General features: G+C 38.6%; 15 protein-coding genes and 1 pseudogene. 6 read left to right on the forward strand and 10 right to left on the reverse strand.

What is annotated here, in order from left to right; genetic code table 11:
• Positions 1-482 precede the first annotated feature (482 nt).
• The 3 genes from pyrF to ACFIKU_RS06485 all read left to right on the forward strand — a co-directional run bounded on the left by pyrF (position 483) and on the right by ACFIKU_RS06485 (position 4,275).
• Entirely contained in the window at positions 483-1,328 is an 846-nt protein-coding gene (gene pyrF / locus ACFIKU_RS06475) for an orotidine-5'-phosphate decarboxylase (protein ID WP_375657015.1), read from the forward strand.
• Positions 1,329-1,677: 349 nt separating this feature from the next.
• A complete protein-coding gene (hisS, locus tag ACFIKU_RS06480; protein ID WP_375657016.1) occupies positions 1,678-3,165 on the forward strand; it encodes a histidine--tRNA ligase in 1,488 nt (495 codons plus the stop codon).
• 564 nt (positions 3,166-3,729) lie between these two features.
• Positions 3,730-4,275, forward strand: coding sequence for a replication protein (locus tag ACFIKU_RS06485; RefSeq protein ID WP_273790937.1), 546 nt, complete (start codon positions 3,730-3,732; stop codon positions 4,273-4,275).
• A gap of 888 nt (positions 4,276-5,163) precedes the next feature.
• Here ACFIKU_RS06485 and ACFIKU_RS06490 read toward each other — a convergent pair.
• A complete protein-coding gene (locus ACFIKU_RS06490; protein WP_375657017.1) occupies positions 5,164-5,688 on the reverse strand; it encodes a peroxiredoxin in 525 nt (174 codons plus the stop codon).
• 217 nt (positions 5,689-5,905) lie between these two features.
• Here ACFIKU_RS06490 and ACFIKU_RS06495 point away from each other — a divergent pair, with 217 nt between their 5' ends.
• Entirely contained in the window at positions 5,906-7,534 is a 1,629-nt protein-coding gene (locus ACFIKU_RS06495; RefSeq protein ID WP_375657018.1) for an alpha-D-glucose phosphate-specific phosphoglucomutase, read from the forward strand.
• A gap of 1,061 nt (positions 7,535-8,595) precedes the next feature.
• A complete protein-coding gene (locus ACFIKU_RS06500) occupies positions 8,596-8,931 on the forward strand; it encodes a zinc ribbon domain-containing protein YjdM (protein WP_015856728.1) in 336 nt (111 codons plus the stop codon).
• 1,369 nt (positions 8,932-10,300) lie between these two features.
• On the opposite strand, the gene ACFIKU_RS06505 is transcribed toward ACFIKU_RS06500, so the two are convergent.
• The 4 genes from ACFIKU_RS06505 to murJ form a co-directional block, all read right to left on the reverse strand.
• On the reverse strand, positions 10,301-10,879 hold the full coding sequence (locus ACFIKU_RS06505; RefSeq protein ID WP_375657019.1) for a NifU family protein: 579 nt from the start codon (positions 10,877-10,879) through the stop codon (positions 10,301-10,303).
• Positions 10,880-10,938: 59 nt separating this feature from the next.
• Positions 10,939-11,430, reverse strand: a complete 492-nt coding sequence (locus tag ACFIKU_RS06510) for a universal stress protein (protein ID WP_375657020.1) — start codon at positions 11,428-11,430, stop codon at positions 10,939-10,941.
• Between the two features lie 63 nt (positions 11,431-11,493).
• Complete coding sequence (trpS, locus tag ACFIKU_RS06515; RefSeq protein ID WP_375657021.1) at positions 11,494-12,564, reverse strand: tryptophan--tRNA ligase; 1,071 nt, start codon at positions 12,562-12,564, stop codon at positions 11,494-11,496.
• A 59-nt stretch (positions 12,565-12,623) separates the two neighbouring features.
• Positions 12,624-14,195, reverse strand: a complete 1,572-nt coding sequence (gene murJ / locus ACFIKU_RS06520) for a murein biosynthesis integral membrane protein MurJ (RefSeq protein ID WP_375657043.1) — start codon at positions 14,193-14,195, stop codon at positions 12,624-12,626.
• A gap of 325 nt (positions 14,196-14,520) precedes the next feature.
• On the opposite strand from murJ, the pseudogene ACFIKU_RS06525 reads away from it, so the two are divergent.
• Positions 14,521-14,750: pseudogene (locus tag ACFIKU_RS06525) on the forward strand (integrase); the annotation flags it as partial.
• A 321-nt stretch (positions 14,751-15,071) separates the two neighbouring features.
• Here ACFIKU_RS06525 and ACFIKU_RS06530 read toward each other — a convergent pair.
• The 5 genes from ACFIKU_RS06530 to ACFIKU_RS06550 form a co-directional block, all read right to left on the reverse strand.
• Positions 15,072-18,107 carry a BID domain-containing T4SS effector gene (locus tag ACFIKU_RS06530; protein ID WP_375657022.1) on the reverse strand — a complete coding sequence of 1,012 codons (3,036 nt, stop codon included), beginning with the start codon at positions 18,105-18,107 and terminating at the stop codon, positions 15,072-15,074.
• Positions 18,108-18,442: 335 nt separating this feature from the next.
• Positions 18,443-20,392 (reverse strand): BID domain-containing T4SS effector, encoded by a 1,950-nt coding sequence (locus ACFIKU_RS06535; RefSeq protein WP_375657023.1) that lies wholly within the window; start codon positions 20,390-20,392, stop codon positions 18,443-18,445.
• Between the two features lie 306 nt (positions 20,393-20,698).
• Positions 20,699-21,988 carry a BID domain-containing T4SS effector gene (locus tag ACFIKU_RS06540; protein ID WP_375657024.1) on the reverse strand — a complete coding sequence of 430 codons (1,290 nt, stop codon included), beginning with the start codon at positions 21,986-21,988 and terminating at the stop codon, positions 20,699-20,701.
• A gap of 342 nt (positions 21,989-22,330) precedes the next feature.
• Positions 22,331-23,161, reverse strand: a complete 831-nt coding sequence (locus ACFIKU_RS06545; protein ID WP_375657025.1) for a BID domain-containing T4SS effector — start codon at positions 23,159-23,161, stop codon at positions 22,331-22,333.
• Between the two features lie 340 nt (positions 23,162-23,501).
• On the reverse strand, positions 23,502-24,809 hold the full coding sequence (locus tag ACFIKU_RS06550; RefSeq protein WP_375657026.1) for a BID domain-containing T4SS effector: 1,308 nt from the start codon (positions 24,807-24,809) through the stop codon (positions 23,502-23,504).
• Between the last annotated feature and the right edge of the window lie 289 nt (positions 24,810-25,098).

Here is a 25,098-nt window from a genome sequence, read left to right on the forward strand (position 1 = left end):
CATGTTTTATCTCCTTGAATATGCTGGAGATACAATGTCTTTTTGCCAATTATGTTCCAAAAGGGATAAAGAGCCGCTAAAAAGGGATAGGAAAAATCTAAAATTAAGATCGAGATCATCATGGCAAGGCATTTTCTTTTAAAACTCTTGTTTAAAGCGCGTTCATAGAGAGTTTTTGTTGATCATAAAAAAGGGCGTGGAAACGACAAGGCACGCCTATTAGGCTTTATACGTTCATTATAATATGGATGCTTTTTTGTTTATATTCTTTCATAAATTTGAATTTTTGTCTCATGATAATGTCTTGGTCGATAAACATGTGATAAGCGTTACGAATGGGAATATATTTATGTTTCATAAATAAAAACACATTTTATATAGAGAGCCCTTTCTTTGTGTTTTCGCTATTGTATTTTTTTGACAAATGCTTTTCTTTTTGATTGTATCAAAAAGTTTAAAGAGAGACCTTGTTAGGATATAAAATGTTTTGTTCAACTTTTTTTAAAAATCGTGAAATCTATGGACCACTTTGTATTGGTTTTGATCCGAGCCATAAAGTTTTGCAATCATGGAATTTAAGCTGTGATTATAAAGGTCTAAAAGATTTTTGCGATATCCTCTTAACAGCGGTTGTGGGTAAAGTGGGGATGATAAAGCCTCAAGCAGCATTTTTTGAGCTATATGGAGTGGAAGGGCTTCAAATTCTCAAAGAACTTATTGAAAATGCGCAGGCACAAGGTTTGTTGGTTCTCGTTGATACGAAAAGAGGGGATATTGGCTCTACTGCTGAGGCTTATGGTAAAGCTTGGCTGGGTCCAAGTAGTGCGTTCAAAGCTGATGCCATAACTGTCAATCCCTTTTTAGGATTTGATGCTCTTATTCCTCTGATAAAAGTTGCAGAAGAAACAGGAGCAGGGGTTTTTGTGGTTGTTCAGTCTTCTAATCCAGAGGGGAAACAAATACGAAATGCGCTTATTGGTGATCAAACGGTTTCTGCTCATTTGGCGCAGCGTATTTTTGAATATAATAGCCAATCTTCAAGTCAATATCATTATATTGGTCCTATTGGGGCAGTGATTGGAGCGACATTGGGAAATGAAGCAAAAGATACAATCGAGCAGTTAAAAAATAGTCTGTTTCTCGTTCCTGGCATTGGGGCTCAAGGGGGAACAATAACACAATTGACTCAGCAGTTTCCACAAAGACTTTGGCAGAATGTTATTCCCTCTGTATCACGCTCTATTACAGATGCTGGACGAAATAGTGTTGATTTAAAAAATGTCATCAATCATTTTGTAGAACAAGCGCAAAGCACACTGATATCTTGAGGATTTTTGCTTCTGTAATCAATCTGAAAAGTTCTGAGAAAGAAGGCTTTTTAGGAGGGGGCTTCCAGTTTATCCAGAATCAGCAGTTGCTTTGTGATTTCTTTCAAAAAGCACGGATGTCTTTTCATTGAATGTTAAGCGGGCATTTCATGTTGAGCAAGAGGCTATGCTCTTATTGAAAGTGCAAATATTTTCAGCAGATTGCCTTAAGGGTGAAGGCTTACATCTTTTAAAAGCAAAAGCTTATGCATATTGTTACCAGTTTCCAGTTGATAAAGTTATTGCAGCGTTTGTTTCTATAAGATAGACAAACATTATCTGTGAATACATATTGTTGTTAGAGAAAAACATGTCATCAAAACAAGAAAAAACCAAAGCCCGTTTACCCCGTGGTTTTGTTGATCGTACAAGTGCACAGTTGTATGCCGCTGAAACTATGATTGCGCAAATTCGTGAAGTTTATGAACTTTACGGCTTCGAAGCATTGGAAACACCGATTTTTGAATATACGGATGTGTTGGGCAAGTTTTTACCGGATGAAGATCGTCCCAATGCGGGCGTTTTTTCCCTACAAGATGATGATGAGCAATGGATGTCTTTGCGCTATGATCTAACGGCGCCTCTTGCTCGTTATTTTGCTGAGAATTTTGAAACGTTACCAAAGCCTTATCGCAGTTATCGTCTTGGCTTTGTTTTTCGCAATGAAAAACCAGGTCCAGGGCGGTTTCGGCAATTTATGCAGTTTGATGCGGATATTGTTGGAACACCAACCGTTGCAGCTGATGCCGAAATTTGTATGATGGCAGCGGATAGTTTGGAAAAATTAGGCATTCACCAGCATGATTATGCCATTCGCTTGAATAACCGAAAAATTCTGGAAAGTGTTTTAGAGTTGATTGGTTTGGGGGAAAGGGAGCAGATTGAAAGACGCTTAACTGTTCTTCGGGCAATGGATAAACTGGATAAATTTGGTCCTGAAGGCGTGCGTTTGCTCTTGAGCAAGGGGCGTTTGGATGAAAGTGGTGACTTTACAAAAGGGGCAGAGCTTAAGGATAAAGAGATTGAGTGTATTCTTTCCTTACTGACTGTAAACGCGAAAACGGCAGAAGAAACGCTTGAGGCTCTCAGACAAGTCGTTGGTCAGAGTGCTCAGGGGCTTGAAGGCGTTCGCGAGCTTGAAGAAATGCAAGCAATTTTTGTCGCTAATGGTTATCACAATCGCATTAAAATTGACCCTTCGGTGGTTCGTGGATTAGAGTATTATACGGGACCTGTTTTTGAGGCGGCATTGCTTTTTGATGTTCTCAATGATGATGGGCAAAAAGTTGTTTTTGGTTCTGTTGGTGGTGGGGGGCGCTATGACGGATTGGTGGCACGCTTTCGTGGTGAAAATATTCCGGCAACAGGTTTTTCAATCGGGGTTTCGCGTTTGATTGCTGCTTTGCAAAATCTTGGAAAGTTGCCTATGAAGGAGACAACAGGACCCGTTGTGGTGTTGATGATGGATAAAGAACCAGAGGCAGTTGCGCGCTATCAAAAAATAGTGATGCAGTTGCGTGATGCGGGAATTCGTGCTGAGCTCTATTTGGGGGCATCGGGGATAAAAGCGCAGATGAAATATGCAGATCGACGTCAAGCGCCTTGTGTGGTGATCCAAGGTTCACAAGAACGTGAGAGTGGAAAAATACAGATTAAAGATTTGATTGAAGGGGCGCGTTTATCTCATGAGATCAAAGATAATCAAACATGGCGTGAAAGTCGACCAGCACAAGTGACGGTTGATGAAGAGAATTTGGTTCAAACAGTACAAGATATTTTAGCAGTCCAAAAACGATAATGATAAAAGGTTTATAGAAGCGATAGCTTGAAGTATTCTGGAAATTTGAGATTCAATTTTTAAAATCTGTACTTTTCTTGTTTAGGCGGACTTACGTATGCGTTTAAAATCGCGTTTTTTGAGCTGGTATGGCATAAAAGAGAATTTTTTTAAGAGGTAAATAAGCTCCATTTACTAAAAACGTGTCCTTCTGAGGATGCGATGATAACATCTTGGTGAACAAAAAAATTGAGGAACTCAAGAGGTTTAGGGAATACTTTCCCAAAAGTTTATAAAAATATTGACAGTTCATATTGGCTTCATCTTTGAATTCTCATCTATGAGCATCAAATTCTTTGATGTTCTCTTCTTGGACATTACAAAATCTAGCATTATTGCAAAAGAAGGGAGAACGAGAGCGTTTTATCCTAAAAGACTTTTTAAGCTTCAAAAAACAATGGAATGACTTAAATCGAACAATTTTTTACAGGAGCATGGTGGGATGAATTGTAAGCTGCCATAATGGTAACTGACTGATAATGTGCATTATTTCAATAAAATCAATTCTTTAATGGAGAAATGAAAATGGCCCAATATGATTTTACCGTGCTCTATGAACGAAATCCCTTTATTCTTGAAAGACCTGAGAATATTGGAAAATCATTTAAACTCCCTCCTTCAAACTTCGGATTTGAAAATCTTCCGCAAATTACCTTTTCAGGAGCGTCCGATAGCCGGCGTATGATTTTTGGGCTATCATTTAGTGGTATGAAAGCATTTTTGGTGATGTTGTGGCAAGTAGGGAAAATGTCAGATGAAGATGATGTGGATTTATGGTTTGATCAGATAACATTGGATCATGATATTCTTGAGGAATTTTTGACTTGCGATCTTTCAATTCAAGAACCAGAATATCTTGATTTTGAAAGTTTTAAAGAAGGTATCAAAGAATTAGAAACAAATAAAATTGTAGCGAAGGGGACAAAAAAAGATTGTTATTTCATTAATCCAGATATTTTTGGTCTTCCTGAATGTGATGAAGATTTTGAGTTCGATGAAGAGGAAGAGATAGAAGAGGAAGAAATGAAAACACATTTTATGGTAGAATATCCCAATAAACGCCTTCTTTAATCGTTTCTCTCTTAGAGAAAAATAAAAGCTTAGAATAAATGGCTATGAGAACAGCAATGAGTCCGTTTATGGTATGTGGATTGGAATGTTTGCGGGTTTTGTTTTGATTTAATATTCTTCATGAACGGTTTTTTATGCAGAGCAGTTTTTATGTCATATTTACTTCTTTTTATGAGACATGGGGTAATTTGAACTGTGCGCCTCTTCAAACAAATGTTTGATCTGTATTTTCTTTCTTGATGCTATTGTGAACCTTGCAGTAATGATGTTCATAGTTTTTGTGTTTGAGAGCGTTTACGAGACGCATGTTTACTCTTTTTTATCGTTTATTCACATGCCAATTCCACGTGCTAATGAGCAAGAAAATAGTTTTAAGGGATTCGATATAAGAAGGGATAAAATAAAACAGTCTTATGATATTCAGCTTCTCTCATTCAATATGCAAAATGATAAATTATCCTTATAAATCAAATTATTGTTTGACATAAAGTTTTTTTCAATATGAGAAATTTACATTGTTCTTGCATATTTCATCGATACGTTAGCTCTTGATGTTTCTGAGAGAGTTTTTGCATGAATTTGCACATTTCGCAATTGCATTCTCATTTTTTGATCGTGTGCAACAGTTTTTAGCTTTTTATTCTTTTAGCACGATGATTGGTTTGGATTTTTTTTACTGGAAATTTTCCAAGCTTTTGCAAAGTCGTTAAAACGTGAAATATTTATTGAAAAAATTATTGCTGGAATATTTTTTCACTGAAAAAGCACAATCAACTTATAGTGTTCGCCTTGACAAATAGATGTTGCAAAAAATAAACGACACAAATTTCCGGAGGAGGAAGGTTTGTGTCGTAAAATTTTGTTTAAATGGATAATTTTTGGGCTGGATTAGCTTTTCAAGGCTTTTAAAACATTTTGTGGTGAAGAAACTTCATAAGGATCTGCTGCACAATTATCTGAAAAACCTGCTTCTTCAAACCATTTCTCAACCACACCATCATTAATAACGGCAGCATAGCGCCATGATCGCATGCCGAAACCAACATTGTCTTTTGCAACTAGCATACCCATTTTGCGTGTGAATTCACCAGAGCCATCGGGAATTAATTTCACGTTTTTGATATTTTGTGTTTTTCCCCAAGCATTCATGACAAAAGCATCATTGACGGAAAGGCAATAAATTTCATCAATACCAGCTTGTTTAAATTCATCATAGAGTTTTTCAAAGTCAGGCAGCTGAAAGGTTGAACAAGTAGGGGTAAATGCTCCAGGAAGAGAAAAAAGAATAACACGTTTTCCTTTAAAGTAAGCATCGCTGTTAACTTCTTGCCACCGATAAGGATTGTTTCCATCTATTGATTCATCGCGTACGCGTGTGTGGAATGTTACATTGGGAACTGTTTTTTTCATCATCTTGATGCTCCTGTATTCTTTTACAAAAATTTTGTTTTAAAACAGCCTTCGTCTTTAAAAACATATGGCAAAAAGCGTTTTAAATAAAAGGGCTTCTTTAAAAATTCTGACTTCTAACGAGTGTGCAAATATTTCACACTTCCGTCAAGTAGAATTAATGGTCGACTTTGGATACTCTTCACCTTAAAATTAAAGGAAAGAATATAAAGGTATGACCATGACCATAAAGACAGTTTTAACCACGGCTTTTGAGGGGCAAAAACCGGGAACGTCTGGTTTGCGCAAAAAAGTGTCTGTTTTTCAGCAACCCCATTATGTAGAAAACTTTATACAGTCTCTTTTTGATAACATTGGGCCTCTTGAAGGAAAAATGTTGATTCTTGGGGGGGATGGTCGCACTTTTAATCGCACTCTTCTTCAGATTGTGTTGAAGATGGCGGCGGCGCATGGTGTTTCTTGTGTTAAAATGGGAAGGGGGGGTATTCTTTCTACACCTGCTGTTTCGCATCTTATTCGTAAAACTCATGCCCATGGTGGACTTATTCTTTCTGCAAGCCATAATCCTGGTGGTCCAGAGGGAGACTGTGGTATTAAATACAATGTTTCCAATGGTGGACCCGCTCCTAATTCTTTATGTGATGCTATTTTTGCAACATCGCAACGTCTTTCCTTTTATAAAATTCTTGAAGCACCAGATATTGATTTAGATAGGCAAGGTACGATCTTTATGGGAGCTATGCGGATTGATATTATTGATCCTGTCGCTGATTATGTTGCTTTGATGCAGGAGCTTTTTGATTTTGACTGTATTGCCAATGCCGTTGCTCGAGGTCTTACTTTACGGTTTGATGCCATGCATGCGGTAACAGGGCCGTATGCTCATGAAATTTTTGAAAAATGCTTAGGATTTTCTAAAGGGACGGTGGTTAATGGTATTCCCTTGCCAGATTTTGGAGGTGGTCATCCAGATCCAAATTTGGTTTATGCTAAGGCTCTTTATGATTTATTGATGTCAGAGCAAGGACCAGATCTTGGCGCAGCCTCTGATGGTGATGGAGATCGTAACCTCATTATTGGTCGTGGGCAATTTGTCTCGCCTTCGGATTCTTTGGCTATTATGGCTGAATATGCACACCTCATTAAAGGATATCGAAAAGGTGTTGTGGGGATAGCGCGTTCTATGCCGACGGGGCGTGCTGCTGATCTGGTTGCGGAAAAACACGGATTAAACTTTTTTGAAACGCCAACGGGATGGAAGTTTTTTGGAACTCTTTTAGATGCTGGGAAAATAACCTTTTGTGGTGAAGAAAGCTTTGGAACTGGCTCTCATCATATCCGCGAAAAAGATGGTTTATGGGCTGTCTTATTTTGGTTAAATCTTTTAGCGGTAACAGAAAAAACTGTCGCACAAATTGTTCAACAGCATTGGCACAGCTATGGGCGTTTTTACACGTTACGGCATGATTATGAAGAAGTCGAAGCAGATAAAGCTTTGGTATTACTAGAGAATTTGCGGGAGCACTTACCACATGCAGGAACTGAAATTGCTGGCTTTTTCGTCAAAAAAGCAGATGATTTTACATATCATGATCCTGTTGATCAGAGCGTTAGCACGCGGCAAGGTATTCGTATTTTTTTCGAGAATGGGGCACGGTTGGTGGTCCGTTTATCGGGAACAGGGACGTGTGGTGCTACTTTACGACTTTATTTTGAACAATATGAAAGTGATCTGCGCAAACACAATTTTAATCCGCAAGAAGTTCTCCAACCTTTGCAACAGGTGGCACTAAAACTGTTAAACATACAACAAGCATTGGGACGAGATCGTCCTGATATTATCACCTAAGATCATTGGAATGTTTTTTGTAAAGCTATGATGATTGATCACATGGGGTATGATTTTAGGGGCGTGATTTCTTTGCTATAAGAGAGAACCTCCATTTTCAAGCTCGCTTTGTTTTTTCCTTTTTTACATGTCAATTGGATTCCTAAAACTGCGGGTTTCTTAAAACCGAATGCTGTAGGTAATTATAATCAAGCATAATCGGGGAATTTATGTCCAATGGTTTCTAATGGTTTGATAGCAATGTTTGTTTAATAGGGGGATATTCCTCATGTAAAACAAAATACGATCATTGTTGCACCTTTCATATGGTTGTTTTAAAGAAGGCGTCTTTCTTAAAACACTAAAAACGCATCTTATGCGTGTTGCTTTTGAAAGGGATAAGCGGACATCCATTGAGCAGCACCATTTTTACGCTTATGAGAGAGTAGGTCGGCATCATCATTCACTTTGCCCGCTTTCAATGTTGGCTCTTATATTTGAGAGTATTTAGTATTTTGAATAATCGTTTTACACGGATCTTCCTATTTGTAACATGCAAGTAAAAGGCTTTGGTTTATTCAATGTAAAAGGGGTTGAGAGAATCTCATTTTATTTATTGGCTCTCATTCAATATACAAAATCATTAACTATGATTATAAAGCAGTCTGTTCTCTAATTATGACTGTTATCTTTACTTAAATAAAAGGTTAAGTTGAAGGCATCATTTTCTTGTTTCTCAGTTTTTAGCTCTTTGAGAGCGTTTTATTCAGAGATGTTCTTTTTCTAATTGTTTTTTATTCATTCGTTAATTGCATTGGTGATGTATAAGAAAATGATTTTGATTCATTTATGAGAAAAAATGAAGTGAGTAAATTTTATGATATGCGGGGGGCTCCTTGACGTTGTATAATGATCAATCATTTTTATAAACTCATGTATGGTATGTGATGATAGCATTCATGAACACAGTTGGCAGATGAGGGTTGAAACAAAGAGAAATGTTTTTCTAAAATATGGACAATAAGCACTTCTTGCTTTATGACCAGTCATAATGAACGATTTTTCTTTTAAAAGGGGAATTTATGACCCAATATCCCAAATGTCCTCGTTGTGATTGTCTTTATACTTATGAAGATGGTGAAAATTTTGTGTGTCCTGAGTGCGCACATGAATGGCCACAAAAAAACGATGATACGGTTCTTTCCGATACTGTTTATGATGCCAATGGTCAGATTTTAACAAACGGAGATACCGTTATGGTGATAAAAGATCTGAAGGTAAAAGGCGCTTCATCTGTTTTAAAAGGTGGTACTAAGGTAAAGAATATTCGCTTGGTGGATGGGGATCATAATATTGATTGCAAAATTCCAGGGATTGGTCAGATGAGCTTAAAGTCAGAGTTTGTGAAAAAAGTTTAAGCCTTTATCCTCTTGCAATTGTTTTTGGATTTTATTGGTTTTCTGTTTTTACATTCTTCTCTAATTGGGCATATTTTTCTCCAATGGCTTCTTTTCTTGTTTCACAGATTACACCAATCAGATAGAGGCAATATGTTTTCTTTCATTGCAAAGCCGTGTATCGCAGAGGAATAGTGACTCGATCTTTTCTTTTAATATGCGGTTATGGGTGAAGTTGGATGTTGAATTGCATGCAATAGTAAAAGTATGCGCTTTATGAGAAGAACTATGCGGTAAAGTAGATAAACTTATTCTTGCTGAATTAAAGAAATATTCTCATTTTTTTATCAGATAATTTCTCAAATAACTATAATAGATTTGGCTTCAATGTATTTATTTTTTATGGGTAGTTACACCGTTTGCATCATGTTTATGGAAATGAGATTGAAAATGATAGAGGGGGAATTCTTGATTTTAAGAATGGAAAAAGGAAGCTATGATCTTGATAAGGTCGTATTGCCATGCATTTTCCAGCTATTAGAACAGCCTCTTATAAAAGTATGCATGAGAGCTATTAAAATAGTTTTTATTATTATCCAGTTTGTGCTGTGTAAGCGGATGGTTTTTATTGATGCAATAAAAACAGAATTGAAATAAGAAGAATGTCAGAATTCTCATTCAAGTTGCAAAATGTAATCTTTGTCGATTATATGATGTAACATATTGATTTATAATGATAAAGTTGCGTATTCATGTTGAATTAGAACCCCGAATAACGTGGGATTTGCTCATTTCAAATCTCTCCCATGTTGAATCAATTAAAATCACTTTCTTGCACACCACAAGCGGGGCTGGCGTGTGGGTAAAAAACTGTACAAGAAAGGATTAAAAATGGCTCTTATGAACCGTCTTAAGTGCCAAGGGCTGTCGCAACATTGGGGGCTGGCAAATATAATTGATGGTGCCGGCTTGCTACAAAAAGTATTTTGCATGATTTTATCGTTGGGGAAGCTGAAAAATATGGAGCAAATGGGTACTCTATTTTACAATGTTTTTTTTGGAGTTTTCTTTTTTTGTAACGGGTCGTGTTTAATTGCATGATAAGATTATGCAATTAAATAAATTTAAAGTGCATGCCCATGCCTTGTACTTCTGTGGACGTCATTATTGGTTTGTTGAAACAACTTATGCTTTTTAAAGGGGGCTTTGAAATCTTTTTAAGGCATATGTGGAGGTGAAAGGTGAGTGAAGGTATCATTATTGGACAGATTGTTTTAACAGTACTGTATTTTTATGGCTGCATAGCTTATGTAAGATTTTTGTACTCCATGTTTGAGTGCTGTTGAAGAGGGGCAATCGGTGTGGTTATTTTATCTATTGAGACTAATATTTATTGTGGCATGGCTTCAACGCCTAAAACTTCAGGGATAAAATGGCGTAGAAGATTTTCAATACCATGTTTGAGGGTTGCCGTTGAAGAGGGACATCCAGCGCAGGCACCCCGCATATTGAGATAAACAATACCATTTTCAAATCCGCGAAAAGTAATGTCTCCACCATCATTGGCAACGGCTGGGCGGATACGCGTTTCGAGCAGCTCTTTAATGGTTAAGACAATATCAGCATCTTTTTCGTCATAAAATTCTTCGTTAAGGGCATGGGTTTGTGCTTGTGTTGTAGCGTTGGTGGTGATCACTGGCTCATTGGATAGAAAATGTTCCATGATTGTGCCTAAAATGACAGGCTTGAGATGTTGCCATTCCCCTTCTTTTTTGCTTACGGTGATAAAATCATAGCCTAAAAAAACACCATTGACATTAGGAATATTAAACAGTTTAGCTGCCAAAGGTGAGTTTTTAGCTGCTTCTTCAGGGTCACGAAATTCTAATACGCCCTCAGAAAGAACCACGCGTCCTGGCAGAAATTTAAGTGTTGCAGGGTTTGGGGTGGTTTCAGTTTGAATAAACATAAACTCTCCTTTTATAATGAAGGATTGGGAAGATCTTACATTGTAGAATATTATATTTTTTAGGCAATAGATCGAATATCTTCATCGGCAAGATTGCTAGGAATAACAATGACAGGAATTGAAAAAGCTGTCCCTTTATTCCCAATTAATTGAACAAGGGGGCCTGGTCCTTCTGTATGTCCACTGGCGGCTAAAACAATGAGTGCAATCCTTTTATCTTTGTCGATCAGCTTGGAAATTTCATCAATTTTTTTTCCTTCACGCACCACTATTTCTGTTTCAAGCGCATGGGTGGTGCGGACTTCACTGGCAATGCCTCCTAATATTTTATGAGCACTTTGCGTTGATTCTGTGCGCATAACGTTGTTTACACCCAGAAAGTGTTGAAATTCCACACTATCAACGACACAAAGTAACACCAATGTTCTATTGGTATTTTGGGCATGCTGTGCGGCAAACGCAACGGCACGCTGACACTCTGGTGTTTCATCGATAATGACTAAGTTCTTTTTCTTGGGTTCTTTTTTCGGATTTTTGGGTTTGGAAATCATGCACTTTCTCTATTTTGTACAAACGATTTTTTTGCTCTCTACAGTTTTTAGTTTTATTATTTTTTATGTATCGTGCAAAAATCCAATAATTTCACGAATTTTTTTCATATTTTCTTCTGCGAGCATACTAGCACGTTTAGCGCCATCATGCAAAACAGAGTCGATATAATCACTTTCTTGATGCAGACGACGTAATTCTTCTGTTATAGGGGCAAGCTTATGGACAGCAAGGTCGGCTAGAGCTGTTTTAAAATGCGAAAATTGTTGACCAGAAAATTCTAAAAGAATCTTTTCTTTGCTAACGTTAGCAAAGGCGGCATAAATACCAAGCAGGTTATCCACTTCTGGTCGTTCTTTTAAAGCGGTAAGGGTATCGGGAAGAGGAGCCGAATCCGTTTTGGCTTTGCGTATTTTTTTGGCGATAAGATCAGCATCATCGGTCAAATTAATGCGTGAAAAATCTGAAGGATCTGATTTTGACATTTTTTTCGTCCCATCTCGCAAAGACATAACGCGTGTGGCTGTTGTTCCAATAAGCGCTTCTGGGAGGGGAAAAAAGCCTTGTCTTTTTGCTTCATCCGTTTGCATAGAGATACCCAAATTTAATTCGGCAATACGCTGTGCATAGTCGTTGTTAAATTTTTGTGCAATATCGCGTGTGAGTTCAACATGCTGTTTTTGATCTTCGCCTACTGGAACATGCGTTGCACGATAGACTAAAATATCAGCAGCCATCAAAGTGGGATAGGCAAAAAGCCCGAGAGATGCTTTTTCGCGATCTTTTCCTGCTTTATCTTTAAATTGTGTCATGCGTTGAAGCCAGCCGATACGGGCAACACAGTTAAAAATCCAAGCGAGTTCAGCATGTTGAAAAACACGTGATTGGTTAAAAATAATGTGTTTTTGAGGATCAATACCGCAGGCTAAAAAGGCTGCTGTTACTGTTCTGATGGATTCGCGCAAAGTAAGGGGATCTGGGTTGACGGTGAGCGCATGCATATCCACAACACAATAGAGGCAGTGATGAGAGTTTTGCAGTTCAACCCAACGCTGAATGGCCCCAAGATAATTGCCAAGATGTAAATGACCACTCGGTTGTACGCCGGAAAAGACAAGTGGTGTGAAGGTATCCATAGGAGTGCTCTTTCTTCAATTAAGGTTATTCGTTTTATTGTTTTTGACAAAGTATGATACTATGGGCGTTTTTTCAAATTTTTAAGCGTGTGAAAAAAGGAACGAGTGTTGAATAAAAAATAGGCACTAAAATAGATCAAGTATATGCCAAGCATGATCCCAGCTAAGGTGCTGGCGCGCAAGAAAAAGGATGCTTGTGAGGATAAAGGAAAAGACAAAAACCCAAATACATTCAATCCATAATAGAGGGCTAGTGCACTCAAAAGGGTTGCCATTATGAGACATAATATTTGCTTTATCAGTTGGACGTCGTATTTCCAATAACCGCGTTTGATAAGGACACCCCAAAGCAACAGGGTGTTGACCCATCCAGAGGTAATTTCAGCAATAACAATGCCTCGTGCCGAAAAAGAAGGAAATAATGTTAAGGCGAGACTGATATTGATGAAAACGCAAATACCTGTAAAAATCATCGGTGTTTTGGTATCTTCATGGGCAAAAAAATTAGGAATAAAGACCTTAATGAGAACAAAAGCTGGAAGTCCTAGTCCATAAAGTTCCAATAATTGTGCAACATGGTGTGTTGATTGACTGGTAAATTGTCCTCGCTCAAAGAGCAAACTGACAATGGGGGTGGAGAGCAGCAAAAAAGCGATGGATGCTGGAAGTGTTAACAATAGCGTTAATTCAATAGAGCGGTTTTGTAAATGGTGGGTTTCTTCATGCTTTTTGCTTCGCAAAGCGCGTGTTAATTCTGGTAAAAGAACGGTTGCAACGGCAATGGCGATTACGCCTAGAGGCAATTGATAAAGACGATCAGCGTACATCAAAGAAGAGACAGCACCAGATTGACTAGAAGCAATGTTGGTATTAATGAGCAAATTAATTTGTGTGATGCCGCCCGTTATGGCCGCTGGGAATGCTAAAGTTAATAGCTTGCGAACATTAGGTGTTAAGTTGGGACGGCGGAAGAAAATTTTCATGCCACTTTGACGCAAAGCAAGGGCAATTAAGGTGAGTTGAAGAAGCCCTGCAGCCAATACACCCCAAGAGAGATTTAAGCCGATATGCCAAGCGTCAAGTTTATAGATCCAAGCATAGGCAAGCACACCAATCAGTATAATATTTAAAAAGAGTGGGGCAATGGCGGCAATAAAATAGCGTCGCAGAGCATTAAGCATGCCCCCCATCATGGCAGCAAGCGACATGCAGGTTAAATAGGGAAACATGATCGCAGTAAAGTGAATTGTAGCGTTAAACTTTGTTGCATCTTCTGTAAAACCTGGGGCAATAATGGTTCGTACCAAAAAAGGCATACTCAGTTCCATTGCAATCGTTAACAGTAAGAGCAGCGAAAAGAGAACGCCAAAGACTTCCTCTGCAAATTTGCATGCCGTTTCTTGACCATCTTCAGTGATTTTTTTTGCAAAAAGAGGAATGAAAGCAGCGTTAAAGGCACCTTCAGCAAAAAAACGACGAAATGTGTTGGGAAAACGAAAAGCAGCGTTAAAGGCATCAGAAACAGGACCGGTCCCTAGGGCTGCTGCCATAAGCATTTCGCGTACGAAGCCAAAAATACGGCTCATAAGGGTTCCGGAAGCAACTGTTGCAATTTTTTTTATCAATGTCATAAAGATATATCGGTTTTGTTGTAAAAGAGGAGTGATGACAGGAGAAATAAATTGTTTTAAATCGTAAAAATCTGATCTGTATCCCAATCAAGGGTACTTTTTGTAAGCGCGTTTTACGACGGTGTCTATCTTTCTGTCAACAATGCTGTTTAAAGACTTTTTTATGCTCCTTGTTTACTGTTGCATTACAATTTTTATTGTTGCCATAAAATAATTAAAATTTCTTTTTCAAACTGAAATATAGGAGCGATATCATAACAGTTTGAAGAGACATATGGGGATCTATGATGATAATTCCTCTTTATGGTGTGATGTTGTGAATAGTGCAACCCAATACCGTTCTGTTTTATGTAAGGGGCGTGACCCTATTAAAGAACGCAAATAAAATAAAAGCGTGAAGCAATGTGCAATATTCATTATTTATCCATTATTTAAAAGACAGTGCTTTGAGATGTTTTTAAAAGCCGTAAGGCTGAGCTAAAAGGTGATGGCAAAGCTCGTGATTGGTTTTTACCTTTACGGCTTTATATTCTCCAAAAATTAAGATATTCCCCAAATTAGGTTGCTTTCCGTTTTAGAGATTACATAAATAAGAAAATAGGAAGATATAATCTTTCAACAGCGCTTTGTCTGTTTTTAGCACGACAAGTAATGAAAGTGATTAATTATCATTTTCAAAAATGATTGATCCTTTCATTTTTTTTGTTTGGGTTTCTATTCACTGTTGATGAGGATAAAATCTGAGAAAATAAGATAAATCTGCTCTCTCATGGTTTCTATTCACAGTTGAGGTGCAACTCATTTGCCGATGAAGGCAGGCGGGTAAAGGCTATCATTTTTACCAGAGAGGGAAAAAAGTTAAAGTTTATGAACCCTTTAGATATTCATTGCCATTGCTTTTGTGGGCTTTGTTTTGTGAGGTTGAATATTTTCTTGTCTTTTAGAACTCTGATTGATGTTTTCTGTCATTTTTTGCACTTTAATTGCCTCTTGATCAAGAGTGTAGGAACATTTTTTTTCATTATTTTCTTTTATAGCTTCATGCTCGCTTGAGGATAAGCGCTCATTGATTTTTTTGATATAAGTTCTTATCTCCCCCCTTAATTCAGGAGAGTTTGATAAAGTTTCTTGCTGTTGTGCTTTTGACAGGGAAAAGAGATTTGTCATCCAAGCCTTAGGCATTTCTACCGACTGTTCACACCGCCTTTGTTTTACATGATGGGTATGGAGAATGTCTCTTTCTGTTTGTTTAAAAATATTGATATAGCGGTCAATGGCTCTACAGAGGGGAAAAATATTTTCTTCAGCATGGGCGCGCGCGTTGTTTTTTATGCCAAATACATTGCTACCAGAAAGCTTAGAAATAGATTGCGGAGAGGTGGCAATTTGATAGGTGAGCTGTTCTCCTTCAGTATGATTTTCATGGATCATCTCAATTCTTTCCCGCAAAATATGACGATTACCATAAATGATTTGGCACAAAGTTTCGATTTCTTTTCTTCTTTCTTGAATGGATGCGTTGTTTTTTATCTTTGTGGCAATTTCATTGTTGGTAAGGGGGGCTATTGTTTCTGCGGGGATAAGCACTTCTTGCTGATTTTGAACTTTTGGCGCTGTAAAGGAGAGTGCGTCACCGATTTTTAATGTCTGTATTTGCTCTGGGGTGAGATCTTTTTTATTTCCCAAGATGAAAATCCCGTTGGCATCAAGCATGAAGCCATTGGGACCACTGCCTCTGTAGAAGCCTTTATAGGTATGACCTTCTTTCACTGTTGTAATAAGATGATGATGAATATTTTCAAACCCAATATGTTTCATATTGTCCATGAATTCTTTTAAAATAAGTGTTTTTTCTGGATTTGAGATATCCTCAAGCAGATGTTTCATCTCTTCTTTATCTTTATGTTTTAGCGATGCAATGCTGGCAAGATTCATGCGTTTTTCTGTTACAAGAGAAAAGTCGAGTGGGTGGCCTGCAATTTGCCCAAGTTTTTCAAAAAACATTCGTTGCGTGCGCCCATTACCTTCTCTAAAGGGGTGCGTATAGTTGAGCTGTATCAACATTTCAGTGACATATTCAACAAATGTTTCGCGGGTTAAGCCTTTTAAGCTATTCGTTTCAGCAAGTATTTTATCTAAATTTTCTAGTCCCTCTTGTATTTGTTGTGCTGAGGCAAAAGAAATACCGGCTTTTTTCATCATTGGCATATAAGCAACGGTACCATCTTCAAATGTAAATGGTTTTTCGCGTGTTTGTCCGGCCCATTCAAAAGTATTTTTAAATAGGGTGTGATGAATATATTGGAGATATGCGGAGGTTAGTTTTTGTGGTGGGGCTTCTTGGCGTAGATGAATGATTGCTTTTGTTGTATCATGGGCACACTGCTCTTTTAATTTTTTATAGTCTTTTATCCCATATTTATTTTTTAAGGTGATACTATTAGGGCAAAAGAAATTACGGTACATTGTCTTATTTTCTTCGGCTTCAGGCGATGAGGATAATTTCTCCTGTAAGGTGAGAGGGACGGTGTTCGTTTTTTTTGTACCAGTGTCCCAGTATGCCATTGCTTTTTTTGGGGGCTGTTTTGTTCTTTCTTGATGATCAGAGCGTTTTTCCTTTGTCATTTGGACAGATATTGGGTTATTTGTCGCTGTATTGCTGGTCTGTAAAATGTTTTTTGGGAAATCTTTTTGCATTTGCCTCATGGAGGAAGCAGATTGAGCCATTGGTTTGGTCTTTTGTTCTTGTTCTTGCAAACTTTGGGGCATAACTTCAATGCTGTCATGTAAAGCATGAGGGGCAATCCATGGTGAAAAATGGGCTTTTTTCTTTGTTTGAATGGATGCGGTATCTTTTCTCTTTTCAGTTATTTCAGCGTTTGTGAGAACAGCTCTTTTTTTTTCTGGAAGAAATGTTTTTTGCTGGGTTTTTTCTGAGTTTTGAGCTTTTGGTGCTGTAAAGGAGAGGGCGTCACCGATTTTTAATGTTTGTATTTGCTCTGGGGTGAGATCTCTTTTATTTCCCAAGATGAAAATCCCATTGGCATCAAGCATGAAGCCATTGGGACCACTGCCTCTATAGGTACCATGATAGGTTTCTCCTTCTTTTGCGACGACAGCAAGATGATAATTTTTCTCACCCAATCCAAGCTCTTTCATAGAGTTGGTGAATTCTTGTAAAATGAGCAATTTTTCTGGATTTGAGATATCCTCAAGCAGATGCCTCATAGGTTCTGGATCGCCATGTTCCATGGCAGCAGTGCGGACAAAGTCTTTACGTTTTTTGCTCACAAGAGAAAAGTCTAGCTCATGTCCTGCTGCTTGAGCTAGTTTTTCAACAAACAGTCTCTTTGTGCGCCTATTGCCCTCTCTGAAAGGATGCAAGTGGTGCAAATCTATCATTATCCCAGCGGCTTGTTCAACAAATTCTTCGCGAGTTAAGCCTTGTAAATTATTCTTTTCAGCAAGCGTTTTATCTAACTTTTCTAATCCCTCCTGTATTTTTCTGCCAATCGCAAAAGGTTTTGTAAATTCTTTTCTTTTCAAAATGGGCATAGAAGCAACAGTGCCATCTTCAAATGTAAAAGGTGCTTGGCGGGTTTGTCCGGCCCATTCAAATGCACGGGAAAAGAGGCGTTGATGAAGATATTTTAGATAGGAGGAATTAAACTGCTCTGGTGGTGGCTCTTGGCGCAGTTTTATCATTTCTTTTTTTACATCATCACAACATCGTTCTTTTAATATTTCTTTATCTTTAATGCGGTATTTATTTTTAAGCACTTTGCTATTAGGACAAAAGAAATTTTGCGATGCTTTATTGATTTGCTTTGAAATGGCGGCATTAATTGCAAGATGTTGTTCTTGCAATTCTTCCTGTGTGGAAGAGGCACAATGTTTAGTGTTTTCTTTCATGTATATTTCCTTTCAAAGGATAACATTATTTTTTGAAAGCTTTTTTACATTTTTTGCCTTTTATTATTTTCATAGCGTTTTCTTCAAAGAAGAATGTCCATTTGAATGATTAAAAAAATTGGCTTTATTCGTATGGGGCTAAGTTAATCATGGAGCAAAGTTAAGGTTTGTAACTTTTTGAAGTGTTATCGTAAAATTTTATCAATGAATTCTGTAAAACAATGGGGTGTCTTATTCAAAGTTTGCTGTATTTTACACACTGTCTTTGATGCAATTATCTTGCCAAGATAATTGCATCAAAGTTTTGTATGAAAAGTTAACAATTAGGAGATTAATCACGACAAAGCCATTGCTTTTGATGTTTCGGTTCTGCGCGGTCGAATATGTGGCTGGTCTTCTTGTCTAGGAGTTTCTGCAACCTCTTGACGCCGCTTTGCTGTTGAGCGTTCAGGTAACTTTGGCGGTTGCGATAAGCTTTGCTGCTTTTGTAATTTTTTATCGGGATCGTTAAGCGGTTGATGATATTTTTGTTGCTCTGCCTGATGGTTTTGCACAATAGTTTCTCTTAACTGTTTTACAGTTTCAGCATAATCCTTAATGGCAGTACAAAGGGTAGAAAGATTTTCTTCAGCAGCTTTGCGTGCTCCGTTTTTTATGCCAAGGGTTTTTCTACCAGCAAGTGGCGCAAAAGATGTAGAATCCTTTTCAATTTGAAATACAAGCTCTTCGCCTATCTCTGGAATTTTTTGCATATCTTCTAGTCTATATTGCAAAATAAATGGATCATTATAAACAATTTGGCACCAATATTGGACTTCTCTTTGACCATATTGAACCGATGGATCTTGTTGAACTCTGCGGGCAATTTCCTGATTTGAGAGAGGCTTTATTTTCTTTTCTGAATTGAGTGGATTTTGCAAACGTTGATTTATGGGCTCTTTCTCTTGTGTTTGTTGCTGGTGTTGTTGCTCTGTGTGAGAATCTTGTGAAATATTTTCACTTTTTGTATATTTTGAAGTATACACATAACCATTAATGGCAGCACATAGGGTAGGAAGAGTTTCTTCAGCTTGTTTGCGCGCATGATTTTTTATGCCAAGAACTTTTCTACCAGCAAGCTTAGAAATAGACTTAGGCTGTTCTGTAACAGCCCATAAGAGCTGTTCTCCTATATCGGGGTTTTCTTTGATTGCTTCTATTCTTTCTTCTAAAATAAGCTTGTTGCCATAAACCTTTTCGGACAAAAAGCGTATTTCTTCTTGATATGCTACGAGTAATAGCTCTCTTTCCATTGTATTAATAGATGTCTTTTGTCCGTGAGACGGTTTTGGTTGTTCAATTGCTGTGTGTGGAGAGGCAGGTTTTTGGACGACAGTATCGCTTTGTTTTCTGTTTTCCATACGGTGCGGTTTTCGTGAAGGAGGTATCGCATATGTTCCACTGTCTTGTGATGATGAACTGCTTTGTTGTCTGACTTTTATATGTGAGGGTGTTTTGGGTCTAACACTTGGGTCGTGTGTTTCCGGATTTTGGATTTTTGCACCGTTTTGCACTCTGTCTCTCATGCGTGGAGGCATTTGCGGAGCAGGCGTTGCATAGAGGTGTTCTTCCTCTTGAGCGACTGTTTTATTTTGTTCTCTATCTTTTGCACGCGGTGGTCTTTGTGGAGCCGCTTTTGTATGCGGAGAAGAGCTTTCTTGGTTTTTTGTGCTGTATTGTAGATTCTCTTTTACACGTGGTGGTTTGGGCGGAGCCGGTTTTGTCTGTAGAGGAGGCATCTCTTGGGTTTTTGTGCTGGTTTGTGCTTTTTCTCTCATGCGTGGAGGCGTTTGCGCAGTAGGCGTTGCATAGAGGTGTTCTCCTTCTTGAGCGACTGTTTTATTTTGTTCTCTATCTTTTGCGCGTGGTGGTCTTTGTGGAGCCACTTTTGTATGCGGAGAAGAGCTTTCTTGGTTTTTGGTGCTGTATTGTAGATTTCCTCGTGTACGTGGTGGTTTTGGCGGAGCTACTTTTGTCTGTAGAGGAGGCGTCTCTTGGGTTTCAGGCTTTTGGATTTTAGCACTGGGGGATATTGTGCTGGTTTGCACTGGGTTTTTCATGCGTGGGGGGGGCGGTGGAGCAACCTTTGAGTGGTATGACAAATTTTCTGGGTGTTTTGGTACAGATAGTTTTTGCGGTTTTTGAGAAACTTGGGGAGGGGATGTTCTGGTGGGGGGGTGTTCTGCCTGTTGTTGAAATTTTTCCATCATTTCGCTGATAAAAGGGGAGGGGGTTCTTTTTTTCATGCATGTTCCTTTCAAACTCTTCCAATATTGTTTTTAAATATTATTTAAAAATGTATGTTGGTGTTTATGGTATTTTATGCTTTTTTATTCGGCCTTTACGAGAGCGGATATGAAGCTGAATGGTCTCGCACGATTTGACTCTCTTGGTTCAGATCATAATCATTCTCTAAAGACTGTTTTCTCCAGTGTTTGGGGTAAGGGATGGGAAAATGAATTTTGTTTCAATTTTCTCTCTTTCTTGGCGCAAACACCTCTGTCCTCGTGTTACGCTAAGAGATTGGATTCACCATGAAAACTTATGTCTGTTTAGCTGGCAAAAGCCATTGCTTTTGGCGCGACAGTTTTGCGAGGACAAAAATCTGTTTCTCTTTGTTGTTCAAGGGGTGTTGTTTCTTTATGCGTTATTGTTGAAGGGGCAAGGCGTTGAGCAGACTGTGAGATGCTTTGTTGTTGCTGCAAGTTTTGCGCTCTCTCAGAGGGGGCATGGCGTTCTTGTTTTGTCTGCTGAGTTCTTGAAATGTGTTCTCTGACCTGTGTGACAGCTGTTGCATAATTGTCAACGGCATCAATGAGGTGAGAAAGACCAGCTTCAGCATGTCTGCGCGCTTGATTTCTGAAGCCACAAAAACTGACACCAGCGTACTTGTGAAAAGATTGAGGATTTCCGACAAGTTGCTCTGCGAGCTGTTCTATTGTTTCAGGATTTTGGAAAAGCGCTTCCATTTGTGATTGCAAAATGTTTGCGTTACCAAAAACAACTTTGCACCAATATTGGATTTGGGCATGGTGTCTTTTGACTTTTGAATGTTGATGAATTTGGGTGGAAATTTCTGCTTCTGAAAGACTTTCTTTTTCCCTTTGAGAATGAGCTGGTTTTTGCAAAAGTTCAGTGACGGCTGCCTTTCCCATTAAACGTTCATAGTTTTTGAGTTCTTGCTCTGGAGATTGTAAGAGACTTTCTCTTGCCTGTTTTACAGCTTCTGTATAACAATCAATGGTGACACAAAGGGTGGAGAAACTTTCTTCTGCTTGTCTGCGTGTTTGATTTTTGATGCCCAACAGGCTGGTGCCGGAAAGTTTAGCGATACTTTCAGGATATGCTGTCATACGCCATGAGAGTTCTTCTCCTGCAGCGGGATTTCTTTGAATTTCCTGCATTTTTTCTTGCAAAATGTCGGGATTGCCATAGGCATTTGCAGATAAACGCTGAATTTCTTCTTGATAGGTTCGAACCAATGAATGGTGTGGAAGCAATAGAATGATTTCTTCCTCTGAGAGAACTCTTGTTGCCCTTTGGGTAACTTGTGAAGTAACTATTGTGTGTGTCGTTTCAGGTTGTTGCTGCCTTTTGGTAGAACCGCTTCTTGTGAGAGGCGTTGTTGCATTTGTTGATGCATGTACAGTTTCTTCTCTTAAAAGAGAGAGTCTTTCCTCATCTTTTTCCGGTATCGTTGATAGTCTTTTGCGTTTGCTTTTTGAAGACGTTTCTTTAGGGAGAGGGGCTCTGCCTGAGACCTCTGCTGCTGCTTTTTCATAGAGCTCTATAAGTTCTTGTATTGAAGGAGATGGAAAAGGGTGAGGGTGATCTTTTTTCATGCATGTTTCCTTTCAAGAATTGTTTTAGAAAACCTCTTTGGTGCACACTCTCGCCCTTTATACTTTTATGGTTTTTATAAGAAGATATTAAAATTGAGTGGTCTCCAAAGATCTACGCTATTTATGATCATTGTAATGGAGCTTTGTGTCTTTTATACAGTTTTTTTGTGAAATTTTATCAATAAGTTATAGTCAATTACTGAATCCATTTTTAGGACTCTTTTTTGTAACATCTTAAAACAATTTTTGGCGCAACCGTAATGAAACGATTTGCGCCAAGAAACTCACTGAAAAAGAGATTAAACGAAAAATAACAACTATCGTCTTTATACTTATATCCCCTTACATGGCATAAGCCATACCGTGTCTTTGTCGTTGTGGGCTGTGCTCTGGACTCTCCTGGTTTTGTCCTCTTGCGTGATGATGACGATGATGGTGTCTTTCAACTTGCTGAGAATTTTCTTTATGGCGTCTTTGCTCCGCTTGAGGGGTTTGCAAAAGCCGCTCCCTTGTTTCTTCTACAGCCTTTGTATAACCATCAAGAGCATTAACGAGAGGGGTAAAGCCTTCTTCAGCTGCTTTGCGTGCTTGACTTTTTATGCCAAGTGCTTGGCGACCAGCGAGTTTCCAAACGCTTTCAGGATTTTCAGCAAGTTGATCTGAAAGCTCTTTTCCTTTACGGGGATCTGTAAGTATTCCTTGCAAATGCGTCTGGAAAAGCGTGTCATTGCCATAAACAACATTACTCCAGTGCATAACCTCTTCTGCATATGCTTGAACTTGTGGATTTTTTAAAAGTATGACAGTTATTTGCTCAGATGTGAGGGAAGATGAAGGTCTTCCTCTTTGTTGTGGAGCAACTGCTGTATAGTCTGTCTCAGGATCTTCTTTCCTTTGATGATGGTGTCTACCTCTTGAAGCAGCAGCGCTGCTCACGGATGCGTATGTAACTTCAGCTTCGCGTTTTGGGGGAGCAACCTCTGTATAGTCTGTTTCAGGATCTTCTCTCCTTTGATGATGGTGTCTACTTCTTGAAGCAGTAGTGCTGCTCACAGATGCATATAGAACTTCCTCTTCTGGGGTTGGTGTGCGCTGGTTTCCTCTGTTTGGTTTATTAACTGTTGCATAGAGGGCTTCTGGATTTGCAGAAGGGTGTGGATGATGTTTTTTCATGCATGTTTCCTTTCAATATTTTTAGAAAACCTCTTTGGTGCATTCCCCACTTTTAGTTTTGATAACTTTTGTACAAAGGAAGATATCCAACTGAATGACCTCCAAAGATTTTGCGCTATTCAGGGGCAGTGTAATGGACATTTATGTCTTTTATACAGTTTTTTTATGAAATTTTATCAATAAGTTACAATAAATTACAGGGTCCACTTTTAGAACTATTTTTTGTAATATTTTAAAACAACTCTTGGCGCAATCGTAATGAAACGATTTGCGCCAAGAAATTCAATGAAAAAGAAATTCAATGAAAAATAAAAATTTATGTACTTTTATGGGGGCTCACTTACATGGCAAAAGCCATTCCTTTTTCGCCATGTCTTTGTCGTTGTGGGCTGTGTTCTGGACTATTTTGTTCTTGCCCTCTTGTGTGATGATGACGATGATGGTGGTGATGTCTGTGTTCTGGGTCTCTTTCTGGACCTTCGTGTTTTTGACCTCTTTCATGTTCATGTGTAAATTGTTTATGGAGCTTTTGGGTGTTATGTATATGTCTCTCAAGAGCTGAGTAAAGGTGGGTAAACTCCTCTTCAGCTTCTCTGCGGCTTGGAGATTTTACACCAAGTATTTTGTGACCTGCAAGCTTACCAGCGCTTTGAGGATTTACTGTAAGGTCCCATAAGACGTTCTCTCCTTCTCGAGGATCGTCAAGAATTTTAGCCAATTGTTGATTCAAAGCATGCTCGTTACCATAAACAACTTTGCATCGCTCTTGGATTTCTCTTACACCATATTGAAAGCTTGTATTTTGTAAAAGCTTTGTTGTAACAACATCTTTTGCGGTTCTGGGAGGGGAGATTTTGCCTCCGCCAACGCCTTGATATATGGGATTTTCTAGTTGTTCAGACTCTTGCCCGCCTTCAGCCCCCATGCCAACCGTTGCATAGACAGATTCGAGTGATTTTTGGGGAGAGAGACCACCACTTTCACCAAATTCAAGCTCTGCATAGAGATGTTCTGGTTCATGGGAAGAATGCCTACCCTGTGCACCTCCACCAACTGTGTCGTAGGGGGACGTTTGCCAACCTTGCGCCTCCAGATCCGTTACTGCATAGGGATCTACGAGTTTGTCGGTGCGTCGCCCATCACTTGGTATTCCACCAAGTCTGTCATAGGGATTTCCTAGTGGTCTTTGGGGAGCATAGATTGTTTCTTCTGGTTGTTGAAGTGTATATTGAGGTGAGTTGCGCTGTTCTTTGGGAGGTTTATTAACCTTTGCATAGAGCTCTTCTACACCAGAAGCTCCTAGGTTTTGTTGGTCAAGTGGCTTTTTGGGAGCATAGATTGTTTCTTCTGGTTGTTGAAGCGTATATTGCTGTGGGTTGCGCTGTTCTTTGGGTGGTTTATTAACCTTTGCATAGAGCTCTTCTACATTAGGAGTTCCTAGATTTTGTTGGTCAAGTGGCTTTTTGGGAGCATGGACCGTTTCTGGTGGTTGTTGAAGTGTGTATTGAGGTGGGGTGCGCTGTTCTTTGGGTGGTTTATTAACCTTTGCGTAGAGGTCTTCTACATTAGGAGCTCCTAGGTTTTGTTGGTCGACTTGTCGATTTGGTCCCTCTACATTGGTAGAAGCGGTTGGGTGACTTTTTTTCATGGCTGTTTCCTTTCAATATTTTTAGAAAACCTCTTTGGCTTTGGCGCATTCCTCACTTTTTGATAACTTCAAGACACAAGGAAGATATCGAATTGAATGACCTCCAAAGATTTCGCGCTATTCACATTGACATATAGTAGATATTTATGTCTTTTATACAGTTTTTTTATGAAATATTATCAATAAGTTATAGTAAATTACAGGATTCATTTTTATGACTGTTTTTTGTAACATTTTAAAACAATTGGTGAGCGCAATGGAGGTAAAATGATTTGCGCCAAGAGTCTGC

This window comes from Bartonella sp. CM120XJJH, from assembly GCF_042194715.1.
Classification (GTDB): Bacteria; Pseudomonadota; Alphaproteobacteria; order Rhizobiales; family Rhizobiaceae; genus Bartonella.